Genomic DNA, 16,717 nt, shown 5'->3' with positions numbered 1-16,717 from the left:
CGGTCGCCCGGTCAGTCCTCGCCGCGGAAGATGTTCCGTTCCTGCTCGGAGTCGTCCCGCTCGTCGGGGGAGCGCTGTTTCCGGGTGGCGACGGCGGGCCGGCAGGTCGACAGCGTGGTGTCGTGCCAGCTGATGTCGTCGGTGCTGTGGGTGTCGGTCCCCCTGCCGATCCGCGTGTCCATCGCGGCCATCTCCTCGGGTCGAGCCCGGCCGTGCGGCCCGGGCATCGTGCTGCTGCTACCCGGAATCGCTTCGCTGAGTCATGTTTGAAAGCTTTCCTCCCGTTTCCCACCACTTCTGTAAAGAACCAGCCGCGCCCCGGCGAGTGCCGGGGCCCGGGTGGAACGCGACTCCTAGGAGTCCGCGCTCGGTACCTCCAGCGGGCTGTCGGGCGCGTTGTGCCGCTCCTCGGCCATCCGCTCGCCGAGCGCGACCAGCTGCTTGCGGCCCATGGCCTTGCGCACCTCGGGGAACCAGTCGCGCTCCTCCTCCTCGACGTGGTGCCGGACGTTCTCCGTGAGCACCGTCATCTTGGCGTCGAAGCGCTCGTCGGCCGGGTCGAGCCCGGCGAGTTCCGACAGCATCCACAGCACGGCGTGGTGCTCCTCGACGCTCTCCAGGACGTGGTCCTTGGTGTCGGGCGCAGCCTGGCGCGCCGCCGGGTAGAACACCTGCTCCTCGATCCAGGCGTGCGCGGTGAGCTCCCGGATGACGTCGTCCGCGATCTTCCGCTTGCGCTCCTGGGCGTCGTCGCCCGCCCGCTCGAACTCCTTGAACAGCTTCTCCACGGCCTTGTGGTCTTCGCGGAGCAGCACGATGCCGTCCATGAGGCACTCCTCCTCGCCGGGTGCGCGGCCGCCCGTGCGGCGACCGCCCGACGGCGTCCGCCGCCGGTCCGCCCCGGCGAGTGCCCCGTCCGCGACCGCTCAGCCGTCGCCACCCGTGCCGCCCGGGGCGAATGAAACCGCCCGGACCGGTCACACGCCTGCCGAAGCGTCCGTCGCACGGCAGGAGGCCACCATGAGCAACCCCCAGGGGCGAGGGCGGCGGAACTCCTCCCGGGCAGAAGGAGACGCACTGAGTCGACCGGGCCACCGGCCGGCCCGTGCCGGTGGCCCCACCGTGTCCGGATACCGGGGGCGCACCGGGGTACGCGCCCGTCAGGCGGCCGACCGGCGCCAGCGGCGGGGCGGCATCCGGGCGTACGGGGCGGCGCCGGCGGCGTACGGGAACACGGGCACGGGACAGCACGGGCAGGACGGGCTATGCGCACCACAGGAGTCGAGGAGGAGCTGCTGCTGGTCGACGCGCGGACGGGCGAACCGCTGGCCGTGTCCGCCGCGGTCCTCACCTCGGCCGCCCTGCGGGACAACGGGGCGGCCCGTGTCTTCACCAAGGAACTCAACCAGGAGCAGCTGGAGTTCGCCACCCGCCCCCTCCAGGACATGGCGGAGCTGCGCGAGGAGATCGTCCGGTGGCGGGGCGAGGCGCGCGCGTGCGCCGAGCCGGCCGGCGTGCTCGTCGCCGCCCTGGCTACCTCGCCGCTCCCGGTGGAGCCCTCGGTCACCGCGGGACCGCGCTACCAGTGGATGACCGAGCAGTTCGCGCTCACGTCGTGGGAGCAGCTGACCTGCGGCTGCCACGTCCACGTGTCGGTGGAGTCCGACGCCGAGGGAGTCGGTGTCCTCGACCGGATCCGGCCCTGGCTGGCCCTGCTGAACGCGCTCAGCGGGAACTCGCCCTACTGGCAGGGACGGGACACCGGATACAGCAGCTACCGGAGCCAGGTGTGGAATCGCTGGCCGTCCGCCGGACCGTACGAGCCGTTCGGCGACCCGGCGCAGTACCACCGGCGGGTCGAGGACATGCTGGCGACGGGGGTGCTGCGCGACGCGGGCATGGTCTACTTCGACGCCCGTCTCTCGCACAGCTACCCCACCGTCGAGATCCGGGTCGCCGACGTCTGCCTGGAGCCCGACACCACCGTGCTCGTGGCCGCCCTCGCCCGCGCCCTGGTGGAGACCGCCGCCCGCGACTGGCGTCACGGCGAGCCGGCGCCCGAGGTCCCCACGGGGCTGCTGCGACTCGCCTCCTGGCGCGGCGCGCGTTCGGGACTGCGCGGCCCGCTGCTCGACCCGGTGACGATGCGACCGGCGTCGGCCGAGGCGGCGTTCGCCGCGCTGCTGCGGCACACCGAGGACGCGCTGCGAGCCACGGGCGACCTCGAACGCGCCCGCCAGGGCGTCGCCGCCCACCTGGAGCGCGGCAGCGGCGCGGACCGCCAGCGCGCCCTGCACGCCGGGGGACTGGCCCTGGACGAGGTCGTCCGCGCCTGCGCCCGCATCACGACGGCCGAGACGGCCTAGACCCGCCTGCCGGCCCCACGCCTGCCAAGGCACCCACCACTGCGCCCCCCATGGGACGGGCCTGTCCGGCCGGGGGCAGCCGGACAGGCCCGGCGGGGTGAGCCCCGCAGCCATAGGCCACAGCACTGGCGCCTCCCGAGCGACCTGCCGCGGCCCGGGATGACGCTCAGCCCCGCATGGCGTCCTTGGCGCGGTCGAGGAGCGAGGCGAAGGGGCCCATCGTCCACTGGGCGACCGTCGAACCGGCTGCCGTGGGGTGCGGGTGGGTCGGGGCCATGCGCTCGGCGGCGCGCAGCCTGCGGCCCATCGAACGGCGCTCGTCGATGTCGCACGCCGCGCGTATCTGCGGGAACTCCTCCCGCTCCTCGTGCTGCGCGTGGTGCTCGACGTCCCGCTGGAACTTCGCCAGCTTCGCGTCGAACTCGGCGCTGTGCACGTCGAGGTCCTCCAGCGCGGCCAGCTCCTTGTTGGCCTGGGCCTCCTCCTCGTTGCGGGCGTCCGCCTCGTACTTGCCGGCGACCCGCTTCGCCACGGGCCGCAGGATCATCTCCTCGGCGGTCTCGTGCACGGCCAGCAGCCCGCGCAGCTCGTCGAAGCACTGCTTCTTGGCCTCACCGTCGGAGTCCATGGTCTCGGCGAAGAGCTGCCGGATCCGCTCGTGCTGCCCCAGCAGCTGCTCCAGAATGTCGTCCTCCTGCTCGACCGTGTGCTGCGGGCCGGTCGTCATGCTGCTCATGACGTCTCCTCCGGGTCGGACGATTACGTACTCGTCCTCTGCGTCTCGCCCGCGACGACGGCGCTAAACCCCCGACCCCCGCCCGGAGCGTCCCGGCCGGAGGCGCCGAAGAGGCACCGCGCGGTGCCTCACGTGGGCACGGCGGGACGGAAGCCGAAGAGCTCGACCGAACCCGTGATCTCCAGCAGCCGCACCATCTGGTGGCTGGGGGCGGCGAGCGTGATGCCGTGCCCCGATTCCAGCGCCAGCTCTCTGGCGGCCAGCAGGACGTTCAGACCGGTGGAGTCGCAGAACGACGAATTCTGCAGGTCGAAGACTATTTCCGTACCGCGCGGCGCCTCCGCGACCGCGGTGAGGAACGAGGACCGCAACTCGGCCGAGTGATCCAGGTCCATGTCGCCGCTCACCCTCAGGACGTACATGTCGGGGACACGACGTCCGGCCGCGTCGTGGGATGTGCGCTCCTCGCCGGATGTCATGACGCGCCTCCTCACTCCGGGGGCGGCTTCCCCCCGGCGCCCCTTACCAGCCTACGGCGCACCCCGCACGGGCCGCCTGGCTCCGGTCGCTCACAGGGCGCGCAGGGCCGGTAGCAGCGTGGTCTCGGCCCAGTGGAGGAAGGGGAGTTGACGGCCGCCGCCGATCTGGACGAGGGCGAGATCGGTGAAGCCCGCTTCCGCGTACTCACGGACGGCGTCCACGACGGCGTCGACGTCGTCGCCGCACGGGATCTCCCGGGCCACGTCCTCGGGGCGCAGCGAGGCGGACGCCTGCGCGAAGCCGGCCGGCAGGGGCAGTTCGGCGTTGACGTGCCAGCCGCCCAGGGACCAGCGGAACTGTTCGTGGGCCCGGGCCACCGCCGCCTCCCGGTCGGTGTCGTAGCTGACGGGAAGCTGCCCGATGCGCGGTTTTCCCGCTCCGCCGTGCGCGTCGAAGGAGTCGAGCAGCTCGCGCTCGGGCTCGGTGGCGATCAGCAGGTCCGCGTGGCGTCCGGCGACTTCGCAGGAACGGGGTCCCGAGACGGCGATCCCCACCGGCGGGGGCGTCTCCGGGAGGTCCCACAGACGGGCGTCGTCCACCTGGAAGTGGGTGCCGTGGTGCGTCACGTACTCGCCGGTGAACAGCGCGCGGATGATCCCCACGGCCTCCTCCAGCATGTCGAGGCGCACCCACGCCGAGGGCCAGCCCGTGCCGACGATGTGCTCGTTGAGGTTCTCCCCCGAGCCCAGACCGAGCCGGAAGCGGCCTTCGGAGAGCAGCTGCAGGGTCGCCGCCTTCTGGGCGACCACGGCGGGGTGGTAGCGGAAGGTCGGACAGGTCACGAACGTCATCAACGGGATCCGGGAGGTCGCCTGGGCGGCGGCTCCCAGCACACTCCAGGCGTACGGAGCGTGACCCTGCTCCCTCAGCCAGGGGAAGGAGTGGTCCGACATGACGGAGAAGTCGAAACCGATCCGCTCCGCCTCGACCACGTGCTCGACCAGCTCACGCGGCCCCGCCTGTTCGGTCATCATCGTGTAGCCGATGCGCATCATGTGCCGCGGCTTGCCGCGAAGGCCGCTCCGTAAACGGGCGGGCACGGAGGTTACGGCCGGGAGTGCCGGGTAACCGCCCGGCGAGCCGGGAGCGTCCCCCGACGTACCCGGGAGACTTCGGGAAAGAGCACAGCCGAGGAGCTGATTCGGGTGGCTGGAGGCAAGAAGATCCGCGGCAAGGTCCAGGAACAGATGGGCAAGGCCGAGCAGAAGGCCGGACGGGCGACGGGCAAGGACGATCTGAGCAGCAAGGGCGCCGGTGACCGGATGGAGGGCGAGGCCAAGCAGGCCGCCGGTGAGATGGAGGGGAAGACGAAGGGCACCGCGCGGGAGGCCAAGGGCAAGCTGCGGCGTCACACCTGACGGCGCGCGTCGGTCGAGCACCGGGGTCCGGGCGGCGATCACCGCCCCGACCCCGTTCGCACCCAGCGCCCGGCGCCGGGTGCCCGGCGCCCGTCACCCCGCACACGCGTACGTGAACGCGGCCTCGGCTTCGAGCGGGGTCGTGTGCGGGCGCAGGACCTGGAGGCGGGCGGTGCCGTGGAAGCGGCCCGGGCCGCGGACGGTCCAGCGGAGGTGCACCGCCACCTCCTGCTCGCCGCCCCGGGCCGTACGGGTCAGTACGTCGGAGCGCTGCCCGTCGCTGCGCAGCCAGCGGTACGTGACCGGGCCGGCGCGGCCGTCCGTGGTCACCACACCGGTCACCTCGGCGGTCCCGCCGCACGGCAACTGCTGCGACGGGGCCGTGACCCGGACCGCCGTCACCGCCGGGCCTCCCGTCGGACGCAGCAGCAGCCACAGCACGACCGCGACCGCCGCCAGCACGGCGGTCGCGCCGACCCGGCCGGCCAGACGCCGCCGCCGTGGGCGTACGGGGGTGGGCGCGGGTGCGGGGGTGGCCCACAGAGCGCGCAGGGCCTCCTCCTCGGAACGCGGGACGCCGGGGCCGAAGCGCAGCACGATCTCGCCGTCGTCGTCGTTCCCGCCGCCGTCAGGCGTGAGAGGCGTGGCGGGGACCTCCCGGTGGCGCCTGCCGAGGACGGTGTCCTGCTGGTCCGGAGCGAGGCCGGCAGCGGCGGACGCCGCGACCGATTCCGCCACCGATTCCGCCACCGATTCCGCGACCGATTCGGTCGCCGGGGCCGCCGGCGCGGTCAGCTCAGCCAGGGCGGCGGCCGCCGCCGTCCGCAGCGCCGTCCTGTGCAGGAAGTCCCGGGGCAGCGCCGCGCGCCCCGAGGTGAGCGTCGTACGGGCGGCGGCGAGGCCGTCGGACTCGGCCGTGGCGGAGCAGCGGGCGAACAGCTCCGCCGCCGGCGTGCCGGGCGCCGCCCAGGCGGTGCCGAGGGTCCGGGCGAGCGCCGCCCACGCGGTGATGTCGGCGTCCTGGAGGGAGGCCGCCGTGGACGCGGCGGTGTCCTCGGCCAGCGCGGTGGCCAGCGACGCCTCCGTGAGCAGCGCGGTGCCGTCCGGGGCGAGGACCACCTGGTCGGCGGTGAGCGAGCCGTGGGCGAGACCGGCCGCGTGGAGGGCGAGCAGCGTCTGCGCGGTCTCGTTGAGCACGCTCGCCGCGCTGCCCTCGTCGAGCCCGGGCGCGCCCGCGGCGAGCAGGTCGGCGACCGTACGGGCCGGCGGGCGCGCGACGATCAGCCAGACGTCCCCCGACTCCCGCAGCAGGTCGACGGTGGCCGGAACGCCGGGCAGCCGCAGTTTCGCCACGGAACGCACCGCGACCGTGAGCCGCTCCCGCGCCCCGCCCGGCGCGAGCAGGGCGCGGTGGATCCGCAGGACGCCGAGCGGTGGTTCGTCCGCGTCGCGGCTCTCGGTGGGCCCGAGCGCGTACCAGGTGCCGAACCGGCCGTCCCGCGACCAGTCCGACAGGGCACGCCCGGCGACCGTGGCGGGTGCCGGGGGCGTCGGCGGCGTCAGCGGTGTCCTCATCCTGCCTGGTTCTCCTCGGTGGTGGCTCAGCACGGCGGTGCGTCGGCGGAGGCCGTCCGCGTTCCGTCGGGGGACTGCGGGCTGCTGCTGACGGCGACGGTCCAGGTGCCCCGGCACGGGTGGTTGGAGAAGTCGCCCACGAAGGTCACGGAGTACCGGGTGCTGCCCGACAGCCGACGCGACTGCGAACCGTACGACTCCGCGGGCGAGTCGACGTAGTAGTCCGCGGTGAGCGTCAGCGGGCCGGTGCCGGTGGTGTCGACGGTCACGTCGGCGATCAGCGTGCTGCCCGCCCCACGGCGCAGGGAGCCGATGACGATCGTGACCGTGCCCGGGGTCGCCTGAGTCGTCGCGGCCGGGTCCGGGGTGGCGGTCGTCGGGCCCGGTCCGCCGGGCGCGGTCGTGTTCGGCGTGCCGTCCGTGGCCGGTGCCGTCGTCGTGCCGCCCGGCGTCGGGCCGGTCGAGGAGCTGCCGGACGGCGATCCGCCCGGTGTCGGAGAGTCCGAAGGCGGGAGGGACGACGAGGACGGGGCCGGGAGCCCGGATGCGGGGGTGCCCGACGGGACGGAGCTCGCCACCGTCGTCGTCGTGTCGTCGGCCGCTCCGGCCGTCGCCACGGCCGCCGCACCGCCCGCGACCACGGCCAGGACCGCCGCCCCGACCAGCGTCTTCCCGAGGACACCCTTCAGGCGGCCCAGGACCGTCAGCGCCGGCGTCGCCTCGTACACCGCCCCCGTCGTCGCGAACGGGAACAACAGCGCGAGTACGGCGGCGAGCCGTCCGAGCCCACGGCGTCCGCGCTCCTCCCAGTCCGCCCCGTAGCCGTCCGTCGCGGCGCGTTCGAGCCCGGCGAGGAAGGCGTCGATGCCGGGCCGGTCCGCCGGGTCCTTCGCCAGGCCCGTACGCACCAGGTCGCGCACCGGCTCGGGCACGTCGGCCATCTCGACCGGCGCCCGCAGGTGCTGGAGCCGCAGCGCGATCAGGTCGTCGGTGACGAACGGCTGCCGGCCGGTGAGGCACTCGTAGAACACGGCCGTCGCCGCGTACACGTCGCCCGCCGGGCCCGCCGGCTCGCCGTCCCACTGCTCCGGCGCCATGTACGCGGGCGTGCCCGCGGCCTCCGCCTCCCGGCCCGCGCGCACGGCGATGCCGAAGTCGGCGAGGGCGCTCGAACCGTCGGCGCGGACCAGCACGTTCTCCGGCTTGTAGTCGCGGTGCACCACCCCGGCCGCATGGGCCGCGCCGAGCCCGAGCAGCGAGCCCTTGAGCAGCACGAGCGCCGCCTCCGGGCCGGTGGCCCCGTGTTCGCGCAGCAGCTCGCGCAGGGTGACCCCGTCGACCGCCTCCATGACGATCGCCGCGCCCCGCCGGGCCTCCACGTACTCGTAAAGCCGCACCACGCACGGGTGCCGCAGCTCGCCGAGCAGCCGCGCCTCGGCGCGGAACCGGGCCAGGAAGTCCCGGTCGCGGTGCAGCCGTTCGCTCAGGTACTTGACGGCCACGGGCACGCCCGTCGCCTCGTGCCGTGCCAGGACGACCCGCCCGCCGGCGCCCCGGCCGAGCGTCCGCACGGCCTCGTAGCCGGGAACCTCCCAACCGGCACCCGTCCCGTGTGCGTCGCTCATGCCGTCCCCTCCAGGGGCGCGCCGTCCACGGCCGCCCCGTCCGCCGGGCGCGCCCGGTCCCCGTCCGCCGCCGCGCGACGCCGCTTCACCACCCGTACCAGCCACCGCACCGGCGCCGCCCACACCGGGAAGGCCACCAGAGCCACGACCACGGCCACGACCACCGTGTCCCACGGCGCGGGCACCCGACCCTCCAGCCAGTCGCCGAGCCGGGACCGCCAGGCCAGCAGGGCGAGGACCAGGAAGCCGTACGTCCCGACGACCACCGCCAGGCCGTACGCGGCCATGCCGGCCTGTCGCGCCCCCGGCCGGCGGCCCGCCCGCAGGTCCCGCCAGAGCCCCTTCCGGAAGTACGCGCTCGCCTCCTCGCGCAGCCGCGGCACCCGCAGCGCGTCGGTGAGCGCCTGGTAACCGTCCAGCGGCATCAGCGGGTTGAAGTTGTACAGGGTGTTCAGATAGAGACCGAACGCCAGGTGGAACAGCACCGCCGAGACCGGCCCCACCGGCAGGTACGCCGCGCCCACGGCGCACCAGCCCGCCAGGGCCGCCGTCGACACCGGCCCGGACAGCGCCACCACGACCCTCGACCAGCGGGTGCCGAACCACATGTCGCTCGTGTCCACGAACGCGAACGGCATCCCCATCATGAGCATGAAGCCGCCGCGCCGGATCCGGCGGCCGTACGACTTCACCGCCAGCGCGTGCGCGAGTTCGTGCACCACGAGCGCCGAGACGTAGCCGACGGCCAGCGCCACCGGGCCCCAGACGCCGGACCCGCCGAAGTCGAGGAGGTGCTGCCGGTCCTGCGCCACCGCGAAGAACACCACCAGGCCGCCGAGCAGCGACAGCCAGACCAGTGCCACTCCGGTACGGGTGAAGAACCGCCAGCCCCCGCCGGCGTACAGCCGCGTCACCACTCCGTCGAGGCCCGGTACGGACAGCTCCAGCCTGAGCAGGGCCCGGTACACCGCCCGCCACAGCCGGCGCGCTCCGCCGGCCTCTCGCTCGTCCGGCTGCCCCGGCAGGCCGTGCAGGAGGCCGGCGCCCGCGAACGCCGCGAGCGCGGCCTCGATCCGCGGCAGGGCCAGCTCGCCGAAGCGGTCCGCGTACGCGAAGAGCAGGTCCCGCACGGTGGCGTCGCCGTCGAGGGCGTTCCACAGGAACACCTCGCGCTCGTCGAGCCGGAGGTATCCGCCGGTCCGCGTGTTGCTCAGCACCCAGTGCGGCTCCGCGCGGCCGCTCGTCGGCACCTGCTTGAGCGCCCACCCGCCGCGGCGGCGCGGCCGCGCGGTGAGCGGGCCGTGCGCCTCCGGCGCGTCCGGCTCGGGGACGGCGCCCGCGGGCAGCTCGGTGAGCTGGGTGCCCACCATGACGGTCCGGGAGCCGATCCGCGCGTCACGCGGCTGCTCGAACACCATCCGCACGTCGCCGACGCACAGTTCGGCGCCGTCGTCCAGACGCGCCGAACCGCCGTGCAGGGGCGCCCCGCCGGCGACGGCCGTGCCGTTGAAGGAGTCCAGGTCCTCGACCCGGAAACCCGACGCGTCACGGACGACCCGGGCATGGCGGCGCGACACGCTGCCGTCCGCCAGGACGACGTCGTTGTCCGCGCCGCGGCCCAGCGTGGTGACCTCGCCGGTCAGCGGTACGAGCAGGTCGGGGTCGTCGAGGCCGCGCAGCCGGGGCGGGGCGAACGACGTCGGTGCCGCGCCGCGGCGCGGGGTGCCGCAGCGCAGGCAGTACGGGAAGTCGCGCCGGACGTGCACGCGACAGGCATGGCAGAGCATTCCGATCGGCCCGACGCCTCAGGAACCGGCGACGAAGGAACCGCCGGACGGGCCGCCGAGCTCGTCGTGGCCGGGGCCGGTGGCGCGCAGGTGGCTGTCGCCGAGCCGGTCGAGACCGGGGCGGATCAGCCCGCCGCCACCGCTGGGCCGGCGTCCGTTCTCGCCACTGCTGACCTCTCCGCCGCCTTCGCCGCCGCCGGGGTCGCCTCCGCCGCTGGGCCGGCGACCGTTCTCGCTGCTGCTGCCTTCGCCGCCACCGCCACCGCCGCCTTCGCCGCCGCCGGGGTCGCCTCCGCCGCTGGGCCGGCGACCGTTCTCGCTGCTGCTGCCTTCGCCCCCTTCGCCCCCTCCGCCGCCTTCGCCGCCTCCGCCTTCTCCGCCGCCGCCTCCGCCGCTGGGTCGGCGTCCGTTTTCGCTGCTGCTGCCGTCGCCACCGCCGCCGCCTTCGCCGCCGCCTTCGCCGCCGCCTTCACCTCCGCCGCCTTCTCCGCCACCTCCGCCGCTGGGCCGACGTCCGTTCTCGCTGCTGCTGCCGTCGCCACCGCCACCGCCTTCGCCGCCACCGCCTTCGCCGCCACCGCCTTCGCCGCCACCGCCTTCGCCGCCGCCTGAGTCGCCGCCGTCCTCGCCGCGCTCGGCGATGCCGCCGTGGCCGAAGTCGCCGGCATGGCCGCCCTCCTCGCCGAAGCCGCCACCGAAGCCGCCGCCGCCGAAGCCGTCGCCATGGCCACCGACTCCGCCGAGGCCATCGGCGCCGAATCCTCCGTCCTCGCCGAAGCGGCCGGGCCCGCCGCTCCCCAGGTCGCCGGACCCGTGGCCGCCGAAACCGTCGCCGAAGCCGTCGCCGTCGCCGAAGGAGCCGAAGTCACCGAAGCCGCCGGAGTCACCGAAATCGCCGAAATCGCCCGAGCCGCCCACGTCTCCCGGGGCGCCGAGGTCACCCAGGAGCGACCCGTCGTCGAAGGACGCGTCGGCCGGCGAGTCGCCGAGAAGGCCGGAGATCTCGGCCGGCGCGACGTCGTGCGCCACCCCGTCGTGCGCCACGGCGTCGTGCGAGGGCGCGTCGTGCGAGGGCGCGTCGAGCGGTACGTCGTGGTGGGCCAGGGCATGCGCCGCGTTGCCGAAGAAAAGGGACGACTTGGACAACCGTTCGCCGAGGGCGGTCGGACCCTCGCCCGTACCGGAGTCCACTCGGAGCCGGCGCAGTTCGCCGACCTGCTCGGGCGTCAGGCCGAGTCTTCGGGCCACCTCGGCGGTGTCGCCGTCCAGTTCGGCGGCGAACGCCGGGTCGGTGGCCAGGCGGGTCATGGCATCGCGGAAGGCGTCGTTGTCGGTCATGGCCTCACGTTCTCCGTCGGTGTGCGTGCGCGCATGGTGCTTCCGGCGGGAAGTGGAGGGTCCCCCTGGTCGGCGGCATGGATGCCATTCCGGCCATCCCAACCGATGCCTGCACGGACCCTTATAGAGGGTTTCGACCGCCCTGCGCAAGGGTGCAGGAGGGGACGAACCGCCTGCCGGGGCAGCGGCCCGGCAGATGGGTTTCGGCCAGCTCCGTACGTAGATTTTGCCGTCCCGTGGTTGCCGCCCCCACGGGTCCGTCAGACGCTTGGTCACCATGCCCCCGGGCAGCTGGTTTCTGCTGGTCACGGGGGGTGCAGGGGACCCTCCGCCCTGAGCGGGGGATGTACATGCACCTCGAGTTCCGGCACCTCCGGGTCCTGCTCACCGTCGCCGAGGCCGGCAGCATCCGCAAGGCCGCCGCGCGGCTGCAGCTCTCCCAGCCGGCCACGAGCGCTCAGCTGAAGCGGATCGAGCAGGAGTTGGGCGGTCCGCTCTTCATCCGGAGCGCCGAGGGGGTGAAGCCGAACGAGAACGGTCAGTACGTGCTGCGCTGCGCACGCGACCTGGTGGTCGGCTTCGACCGGCTGCGCGAGCACGCGCGGTCGGCCGCCGAGGCGGACCGGGAGGCCGTCGCGCCGCTGAGGGCGGGCGGAACGGCCGGCCCTCTGGTGTCGCTGCTGATCTCCGCCCTCTTCGAACTCGATCCGGAGCGCCGGCTCACCATCGACTCCCGCCGCTCCGTGCACACCCTCGTCAAGGCGCTGAGTCAGGCGAAGTGCGACATAGCGGCGTTCGGCGAGTTTCCGGGCTTCCCCCTTCCCGTCGGCGACTCGGTCGCGACGCGCACCCTGCTGCGCGAGCCGGTGTTCGTCCTGCTCGCCGAGGACCATCCGCTGGCCCGGCAGGAGAAGGTCGGCCTCCATGAGCTGGCGGGCGAGGAGTGGGCGATGCCGGAGGCCGACGAGAGCGGTGTGCACGCGTACCTCCATCTCACCTGCCAGGCGGCGGGATTCACTCCGCGCATCGCTCATGTGACGCCGGATCTGTCCGTGGCGCAGATCCTGGTGGCCAGCCGTCGTGCCGTCTGCGGTGTCTGGCCGACGGCCGACGTGCCCACGCAGGGCACCGTGCTGCGGCCGCTCGTGGACGTCCCGTTCCACCGGAGGCTGTTGCTGGCCTGGAACACGGAGTCGGTTCCGTCCGAGCTCGCCGACGTGGCTGCCGAGCGGGTGCTGGACGCGTATCTGTCGCTGGTCCGGGAGCGGCCGCAGTACCTGGCCTGGTGGCAGGACGGCGGGGAGGAGTTCGCGCTCGGCGCGGAGCAGTGACCGGCCTGATCGTGCTTCGCCTGTCGCTTCGCCTGTCGCTTCGCCCATGCTTCGTCCGTGCGTCGCCGGGCCGTCGGCCGCATCCGTGTTTCGTCCGTGTTTCGCCGAGCGCGCCCCGCACCCTATAGCTCCGCGGTTATATCCCACCTGGGATCACGTCAGGAACATGTCACCTGGTGAACACTTCGCGTCAACGTCCAAGGACGTCGTCACCCCCACGACGAGCGAAGGAACCACCCCGCCATGTCCCGTCCCCTGCTTGCCCTTTCCACGATGGTCGCCGCCGGCGTCATCACCGCGGGTGCGCTGGCCGCACCGGCGTACTCGCAGCCCCTCGAGACGCAGCGCGTGACCTCCGTCCGCGACACGGCGATATCCCGGGCCGAGGCGAACGTGACCCGGCACGCCGACACCTTCGGTTTCGGCGCGGGCCAGGCGCTCCACGTCAAGGACGTCGTGATCGACGCCGACGGCACCCAGCACGTGCGCTTCGAGCGGACCTACCGCGGTCTCCCGGTCGTCGGCGGCGACTTCGTCGTCCACCAGAAGGCCGACGGCTCGCTCAAGGGCTCCAGCCACGCCAAGGCGCACAAGGTGGCGCTCAAGTCCGTCACCCCCGCCGCCGACGCCAAGGGCACCGCGGCCGGCGCCCTGAAGCGCGCGCAGGGCCTGGTCAGCAATGCCAAGTCCACCCCCGAGCTGATCGTGTGGGCCGCCGACGGCACCCCCCGTCTGGCCTGGCGCACCACGGTGCAGGGTCTGGGCGACAAGGGCCAGCCGCACGGCGAGGTCTTCGTCACCGACGCCACCACCGGCGCCGCGATCGAGAACTACGACGTCGAGCACGAGGCGACCGGCACCGGCCATTCCGAGTACACCGGTGACATCAGCATCGACACCACCCTGCAGGCCAACGGCACCTACGCGCTGATCGACCCCATCCGCGGCCACATCACCAAGGACGCGCACAACGTCTCGGCCTCGTCCCTGAACAGCTCCTCCGGCACCCTGTTCACCGACGCCGACAACATCTGGGGCGACGGCCGGACGTTCTCCACCGACCGCGCCACCGCCGCCGTCGACGCGCACGCCAACACCGCGATGACGTACGACTACTACAAGGCGACGTTCGGCCGTAACGGCATCAAGAACGACGGCCGCGGCGCCACCGTCTTCGTCCACGTCGGCACCAACTGGGACAACGCCCAGTGGTCGGACTCCTGCTTCTGCATGATGACCGGCGACGGCAACGGCACCACCGACCCCGAGCAGGTCGACCTCGACACCATGGGCCACGAGATGACCCACGGCGTCACCTCGGCCACCGCCAACCTGCGCTACAGCGGTGAGTCCGGCGGCCTGAACGAGGCCACCAGCGACATCCTCGGCACCATGGTCGAGTGGTACGCCAACAACCCGATCGACACCCCCGACTACCTCTTCAGCGACCAGTCCACCCCGCCGTGGCTGCGCCGCTTCGACAAGCCGTCCCTGGACGGCCGGTCCGCCGACTACTGGTCGAAGTCCGTCGGCCGGCTCGACGTGCACAACTCCTCGGGCGTCGGCAACCACTGGTTCTACCTCGCCAGCGAGGGCAGCGGCACCAAGACCATCAACGGCATCACGTACAACAGCCCGACGTACAACGGCTCCACCGTCATCGGCATCGGCAACAAGAAGGCGTCCGCCATCTGGTACCGGGCGCTGACCGTCTACATGACCTCCACCACCGACTACAAGGGCGCCCGTGCCGCGACCCTGAACGCGGCGAAGGACCTGTACGGCGCCACCAGCCCCGAGTACGCCACCGTGGCCGCCGCCTGGACCGCGGTCAACGTCCTCTGACATCACCACTGGCATCACCACGGATCGCCTGATCCGCGACAGCCGGCCCGGACGGCGCCGAGGAACCCCTCGGCCGCCGCCCGGGCCGCGGCGCGTTCACGCCCCGGTGTCGCGAGGCCGGGCGACGGAGACGAGATAGGCGGCGTACTCGTTGAGGGCGGCGAGCGCGAGGGCGTCGTCGCGGTCGATCAGCCAGGTGAGGGTGAGGCCGTCGAGGACGCCCAGGCCGTGCCGGGCGAGGACGGGCAGCGGCACGGTCCACTCGATGCCGGCCAGCCGGGCCATCGTCTCCAGGGAGGCGACGGTGACCTCCGCGTAGTGCGCGTACTGCCTGCGCGCGAGCTCGGCGAGGCCCGGCTGGCGCAGCGCGTACTGGGTGAGCTCGTACGTGAGGAGGTGCTCGTCCGGGCTGCGGCGGATGCCCTCCCAGTACGCGTGCAGGCCCGCCCGGATCGTCTCCTCGGCGGAGACGCCCTCGGTGGCCGCCGCGACGGCGGGGGTCGAGGCGCGCACCATGATCCGTTCGATGACGCTCTGCAACAGCTCCTCCTTGGAGCGGAAGCAGTAGTGGAACGCGCCGAGCGGCAGCCCGGCCTCGGCGACGACCGCGCGGGTGGTCGCCCTGGCCACGCCGTCACGGATCATGACCCGGATCGCCGCCTCGATCAGCTCCTCGCGGCGCTCGTCGGCCGAACGTCGGGTCATGCGCGGCTCCAGGATGCGGTCGGTGGCGTGCGGGTGAGCGGGCTCCGGGCACGCTACCCCACCGACTCGGATCTTCGCGCAGGGACGGAGGGAGGCCCCGGGCAGGGGTGGAGGGATCTGCCCGGGGCCCACGAACCGGCCGGCCGGCGCCACGGGCGTACGCCGTCGGCCGCTCGTACGGTCGGTGTCGAGGACGCGACATCGTGGCGATTGTCGGCACCGACCGCAGCGGGAGGGCCTCCCGAACCCCCGGCGCGGGCGGACCCGGTACGGCGTCGATGCGCCGGCCGGCCGCCCCGCCGGAGCTTCGGCGAGGACGAACAGGGCTGCCCCAACGAGCCGACGTGACGGATCTGGCCGCCCGGCTCGCAATTCGCCCTGCCGTGTTGCAGTGTGGCCGTCCCGCCCCGCTTCCCGGCAGGTCAGACGTCCACACCACCCAGCTTGTCCCGTCGGCCGGGCGATATCTACGCGCAGTTTTTATGAGGAATACCGGCGCCACTAATTCCCTCTCCGGCGGCACCGGCAGCACCACGTAGGACGACACGACGATGGCCATGAACAAACCCGCGCTGAAGGCGCTGCTCACCGGGCGACGGGCGTTGATCTGCCCGGAGGAACACGGCCTCACCCGCCCGACCGGCCAGGGCCGCCGTGCCCACGGCCTGTCCCAGCAGCAGGTCGACGAGCTGACCGGACGGGCGCTGCACACGTACAGCAGACTGGAGACCGGCCGTTACCCCAACCCGCCGATCGGCTACCTCCGTCAGATCGCCCGGCTCTTCGGCCTGAACGAGCAGGAGTGGGACAGCCTCTGCCGGTACGCCGGCATCGGCGACCCACCCGGCCCGCTCAGCACGGTCTCCGGGCTCGAGGTGCACGGGGCGTGGCAGGAGGCCGTCGACGGGATCTCGCACATGGCGTACGTCACCGACGCCTCCTGGAACCTGCTGGCCTACAACGAGCCGCTGGCCGAGGCGTTCCCGGGCGGCCGGACCCCGGACAACATGATGAGCTGGATGCTGCTCGACCCCGACGGCCGTGTCACCCTGATGAACTGGCGGACCGTCTGGGCGCCGCTGGTGCTGCCGCAGCTGCGGGCCGCGCTCGCACTGCGCCCCGACGACGAGACGCTGCTGCGGATCGCCCGACAGGCGGTCGAGGATCCGGCGCTGCGGCCGCTGTGGGTGGCCGGCGGGGCACAGGTCCATCCGGACGGCGACGAACGCCCGCTGCGCCACGCCCGGTACGGGCCCGGGCACGTCACCATGTGCGCCGCGCAGCCGATGGCCGCGCCGGGCTCGCGGCTGATGATCCTGGTCTTCCACCCCGGCACCGCGAAGGCCCACGCGCGGCTTCCCGTGCTCCGCGCCCCCGTCGACGCCTGAGCCGTCCGCGCCGGACGCGGACGGGCCGCGGCCCCCCCCCCCGGGGGGGCACCCTCCACCCGACGTCGTACGGCGGTGGGGGGGGGGGGGGGGGGGGGGCTGACCGCCGCGCACATCCTGAAC

The 16,717-nt window shown here is 73.6% G+C and carries 15 protein-coding genes; 5 read left to right on the top strand and 10 right to left on the bottom strand.

Going from position 1 to position 16,717, the window contains the following annotated elements; all coding sequences use genetic code 11:
• Positions 1 to 11: 11 nt before the first annotated feature.
• Both ACWEV0_RS09750 and ACWEV0_RS09745 read right to left on the bottom strand, forming a co-directional pair.
• Positions 12 to 182, bottom strand: coding sequence for a hypothetical protein (locus tag ACWEV0_RS09750; RefSeq protein ID WP_453147989.1), 171 nt, complete (start codon positions 180 to 182; stop codon positions 12 to 14).
• A 171-nt stretch (positions 183 to 353) separates the two neighbouring features.
• On the bottom strand, positions 354 to 827 hold the full coding sequence (locus tag ACWEV0_RS09745) for a hemerythrin domain-containing protein (protein WP_453147988.1): 474 nt from the start codon (positions 825 to 827) through the stop codon (positions 354 to 356).
• Between the two features lie 438 nt (positions 828 to 1,265).
• Here ACWEV0_RS09745 and ACWEV0_RS09740 point away from each other — a divergent pair, with 438 nt between their 5' ends.
• The gene (locus ACWEV0_RS09740) at positions 1,266 to 2,366 is read left to right on the top strand and encodes a glutamate--cysteine ligase 2 (RefSeq protein ID WP_453147986.1); all 1,101 of its coding nucleotides are present in this window, start codon (positions 1,266 to 1,268) and stop codon (positions 2,364 to 2,366) included.
• 166 nt (positions 2,367 to 2,532) lie between these two features.
• Here ACWEV0_RS09740 and ACWEV0_RS09735 read toward each other — a convergent pair whose 3' ends face one another.
• The 3 genes from ACWEV0_RS09735 to ACWEV0_RS09725 form a co-directional block, all read right to left on the bottom strand.
• Positions 2,533 to 3,102, bottom strand: a complete 570-nt coding sequence (locus ACWEV0_RS09735) for a hemerythrin domain-containing protein (RefSeq protein ID WP_453147984.1) — start codon at positions 3,100 to 3,102, stop codon at positions 2,533 to 2,535.
• 128 nt (positions 3,103 to 3,230) lie between these two features.
• Positions 3,231 to 3,581 carry an STAS domain-containing protein gene (locus ACWEV0_RS09730; RefSeq protein ID WP_453147982.1) on the bottom strand — a complete coding sequence of 117 codons (351 nt, stop codon included), beginning with the start codon at positions 3,579 to 3,581 and terminating at the stop codon, positions 3,231 to 3,233.
• A gap of 90 nt (positions 3,582 to 3,671) precedes the next feature.
• A complete protein-coding gene (locus ACWEV0_RS09725; protein ID WP_453147980.1) occupies positions 3,672 to 4,637 on the bottom strand; it encodes an LLM class F420-dependent oxidoreductase in 966 nt (321 codons plus the stop codon).
• A gap of 150 nt (positions 4,638 to 4,787) precedes the next feature.
• On the opposite strand from ACWEV0_RS09725, the gene ACWEV0_RS09720 reads away from it, so the two are divergent.
• The gene (locus ACWEV0_RS09720; RefSeq protein ID WP_453147978.1) at positions 4,788 to 5,000 is read left to right on the top strand and encodes a CsbD family protein; all 213 of its coding nucleotides are present in this window, start codon (positions 4,788 to 4,790) and stop codon (positions 4,998 to 5,000) included.
• Between the two features lie 93 nt (positions 5,001 to 5,093).
• On the opposite strand, the gene ACWEV0_RS09715 is transcribed toward ACWEV0_RS09720, so the two are convergent.
• From ACWEV0_RS09715 to ACWEV0_RS09700, 4 genes are read right to left on the bottom strand one after another with little or no spacing between them, the layout of a single operon-like run.
• Positions 5,094 to 6,575 (bottom strand): hypothetical protein, encoded by a 1,482-nt coding sequence (locus tag ACWEV0_RS09715; RefSeq protein ID WP_453147976.1) that lies wholly within the window; start codon positions 6,573 to 6,575, stop codon positions 5,094 to 5,096.
• A gap of 26 nt (positions 6,576 to 6,601) precedes the next feature.
• Positions 6,602 to 8,200, bottom strand: coding sequence for a serine/threonine-protein kinase (locus ACWEV0_RS09710; RefSeq protein WP_453147974.1), 1,599 nt, complete (start codon positions 8,198 to 8,200; stop codon positions 6,602 to 6,604).
• Positions 8,197 to 9,966 carry an FHA domain-containing protein gene (locus ACWEV0_RS09705; protein WP_453147972.1) on the bottom strand — a complete coding sequence of 590 codons (1,770 nt, stop codon included), beginning with the start codon at positions 9,964 to 9,966 and terminating at the stop codon, positions 8,197 to 8,199. The genes ACWEV0_RS09710 and ACWEV0_RS09705 overlap by 4 nt, the downstream gene beginning before the upstream one ends.
• Positions 9,967 to 10,005: 39 nt before the next feature.
• Positions 10,006 to 11,325 carry a hypothetical protein gene (locus ACWEV0_RS09700; RefSeq protein ID WP_453147970.1) on the bottom strand — a complete coding sequence of 440 codons (1,320 nt, stop codon included), beginning with the start codon at positions 11,323 to 11,325 and terminating at the stop codon, positions 10,006 to 10,008.
• Between the two features lie 350 nt (positions 11,326 to 11,675).
• On the opposite strand from ACWEV0_RS09700, the gene ACWEV0_RS09695 reads away from it, so the two are divergent.
• Positions 11,676 to 12,656, top strand: a complete 981-nt coding sequence (locus ACWEV0_RS09695) for a LysR family transcriptional regulator (protein WP_453147968.1) — start codon at positions 11,676 to 11,678, stop codon at positions 12,654 to 12,656.
• A gap of 243 nt (positions 12,657 to 12,899) precedes the next feature.
• Entirely contained in the window at positions 12,900 to 14,501 is a 1,602-nt protein-coding gene (locus tag ACWEV0_RS09690; protein ID WP_453147966.1) for a M4 family metallopeptidase, read from the top strand.
• 96 nt (positions 14,502 to 14,597) lie between these two features.
• Here ACWEV0_RS09690 and ACWEV0_RS09685 read toward each other — a convergent pair whose 3' ends face one another.
• Positions 14,598 to 15,206, bottom strand: coding sequence for a TetR/AcrR family transcriptional regulator (locus tag ACWEV0_RS09685; protein WP_453147964.1), 609 nt, complete (start codon positions 15,204 to 15,206; stop codon positions 14,598 to 14,600).
• Positions 15,207 to 15,757: 551 nt separating this feature from the next.
• On the opposite strand from ACWEV0_RS09685, the gene ACWEV0_RS09680 reads away from it, so the two are divergent.
• On the top strand, positions 15,758 to 16,594 hold the full coding sequence (locus tag ACWEV0_RS09680; protein ID WP_453147962.1) for a helix-turn-helix transcriptional regulator: 837 nt from the start codon (positions 15,758 to 15,760) through the stop codon (positions 16,592 to 16,594).
• Positions 16,595 to 16,717 lie beyond the last annotated feature (123 nt).

The organism is Streptomyces sp. NPDC003943 (genome assembly GCF_053605265.1).
The sequence above is the reverse complement of the archived record's forward strand: the minus strand, read 5'-3'. Positions and strand labels throughout refer to the sequence as shown.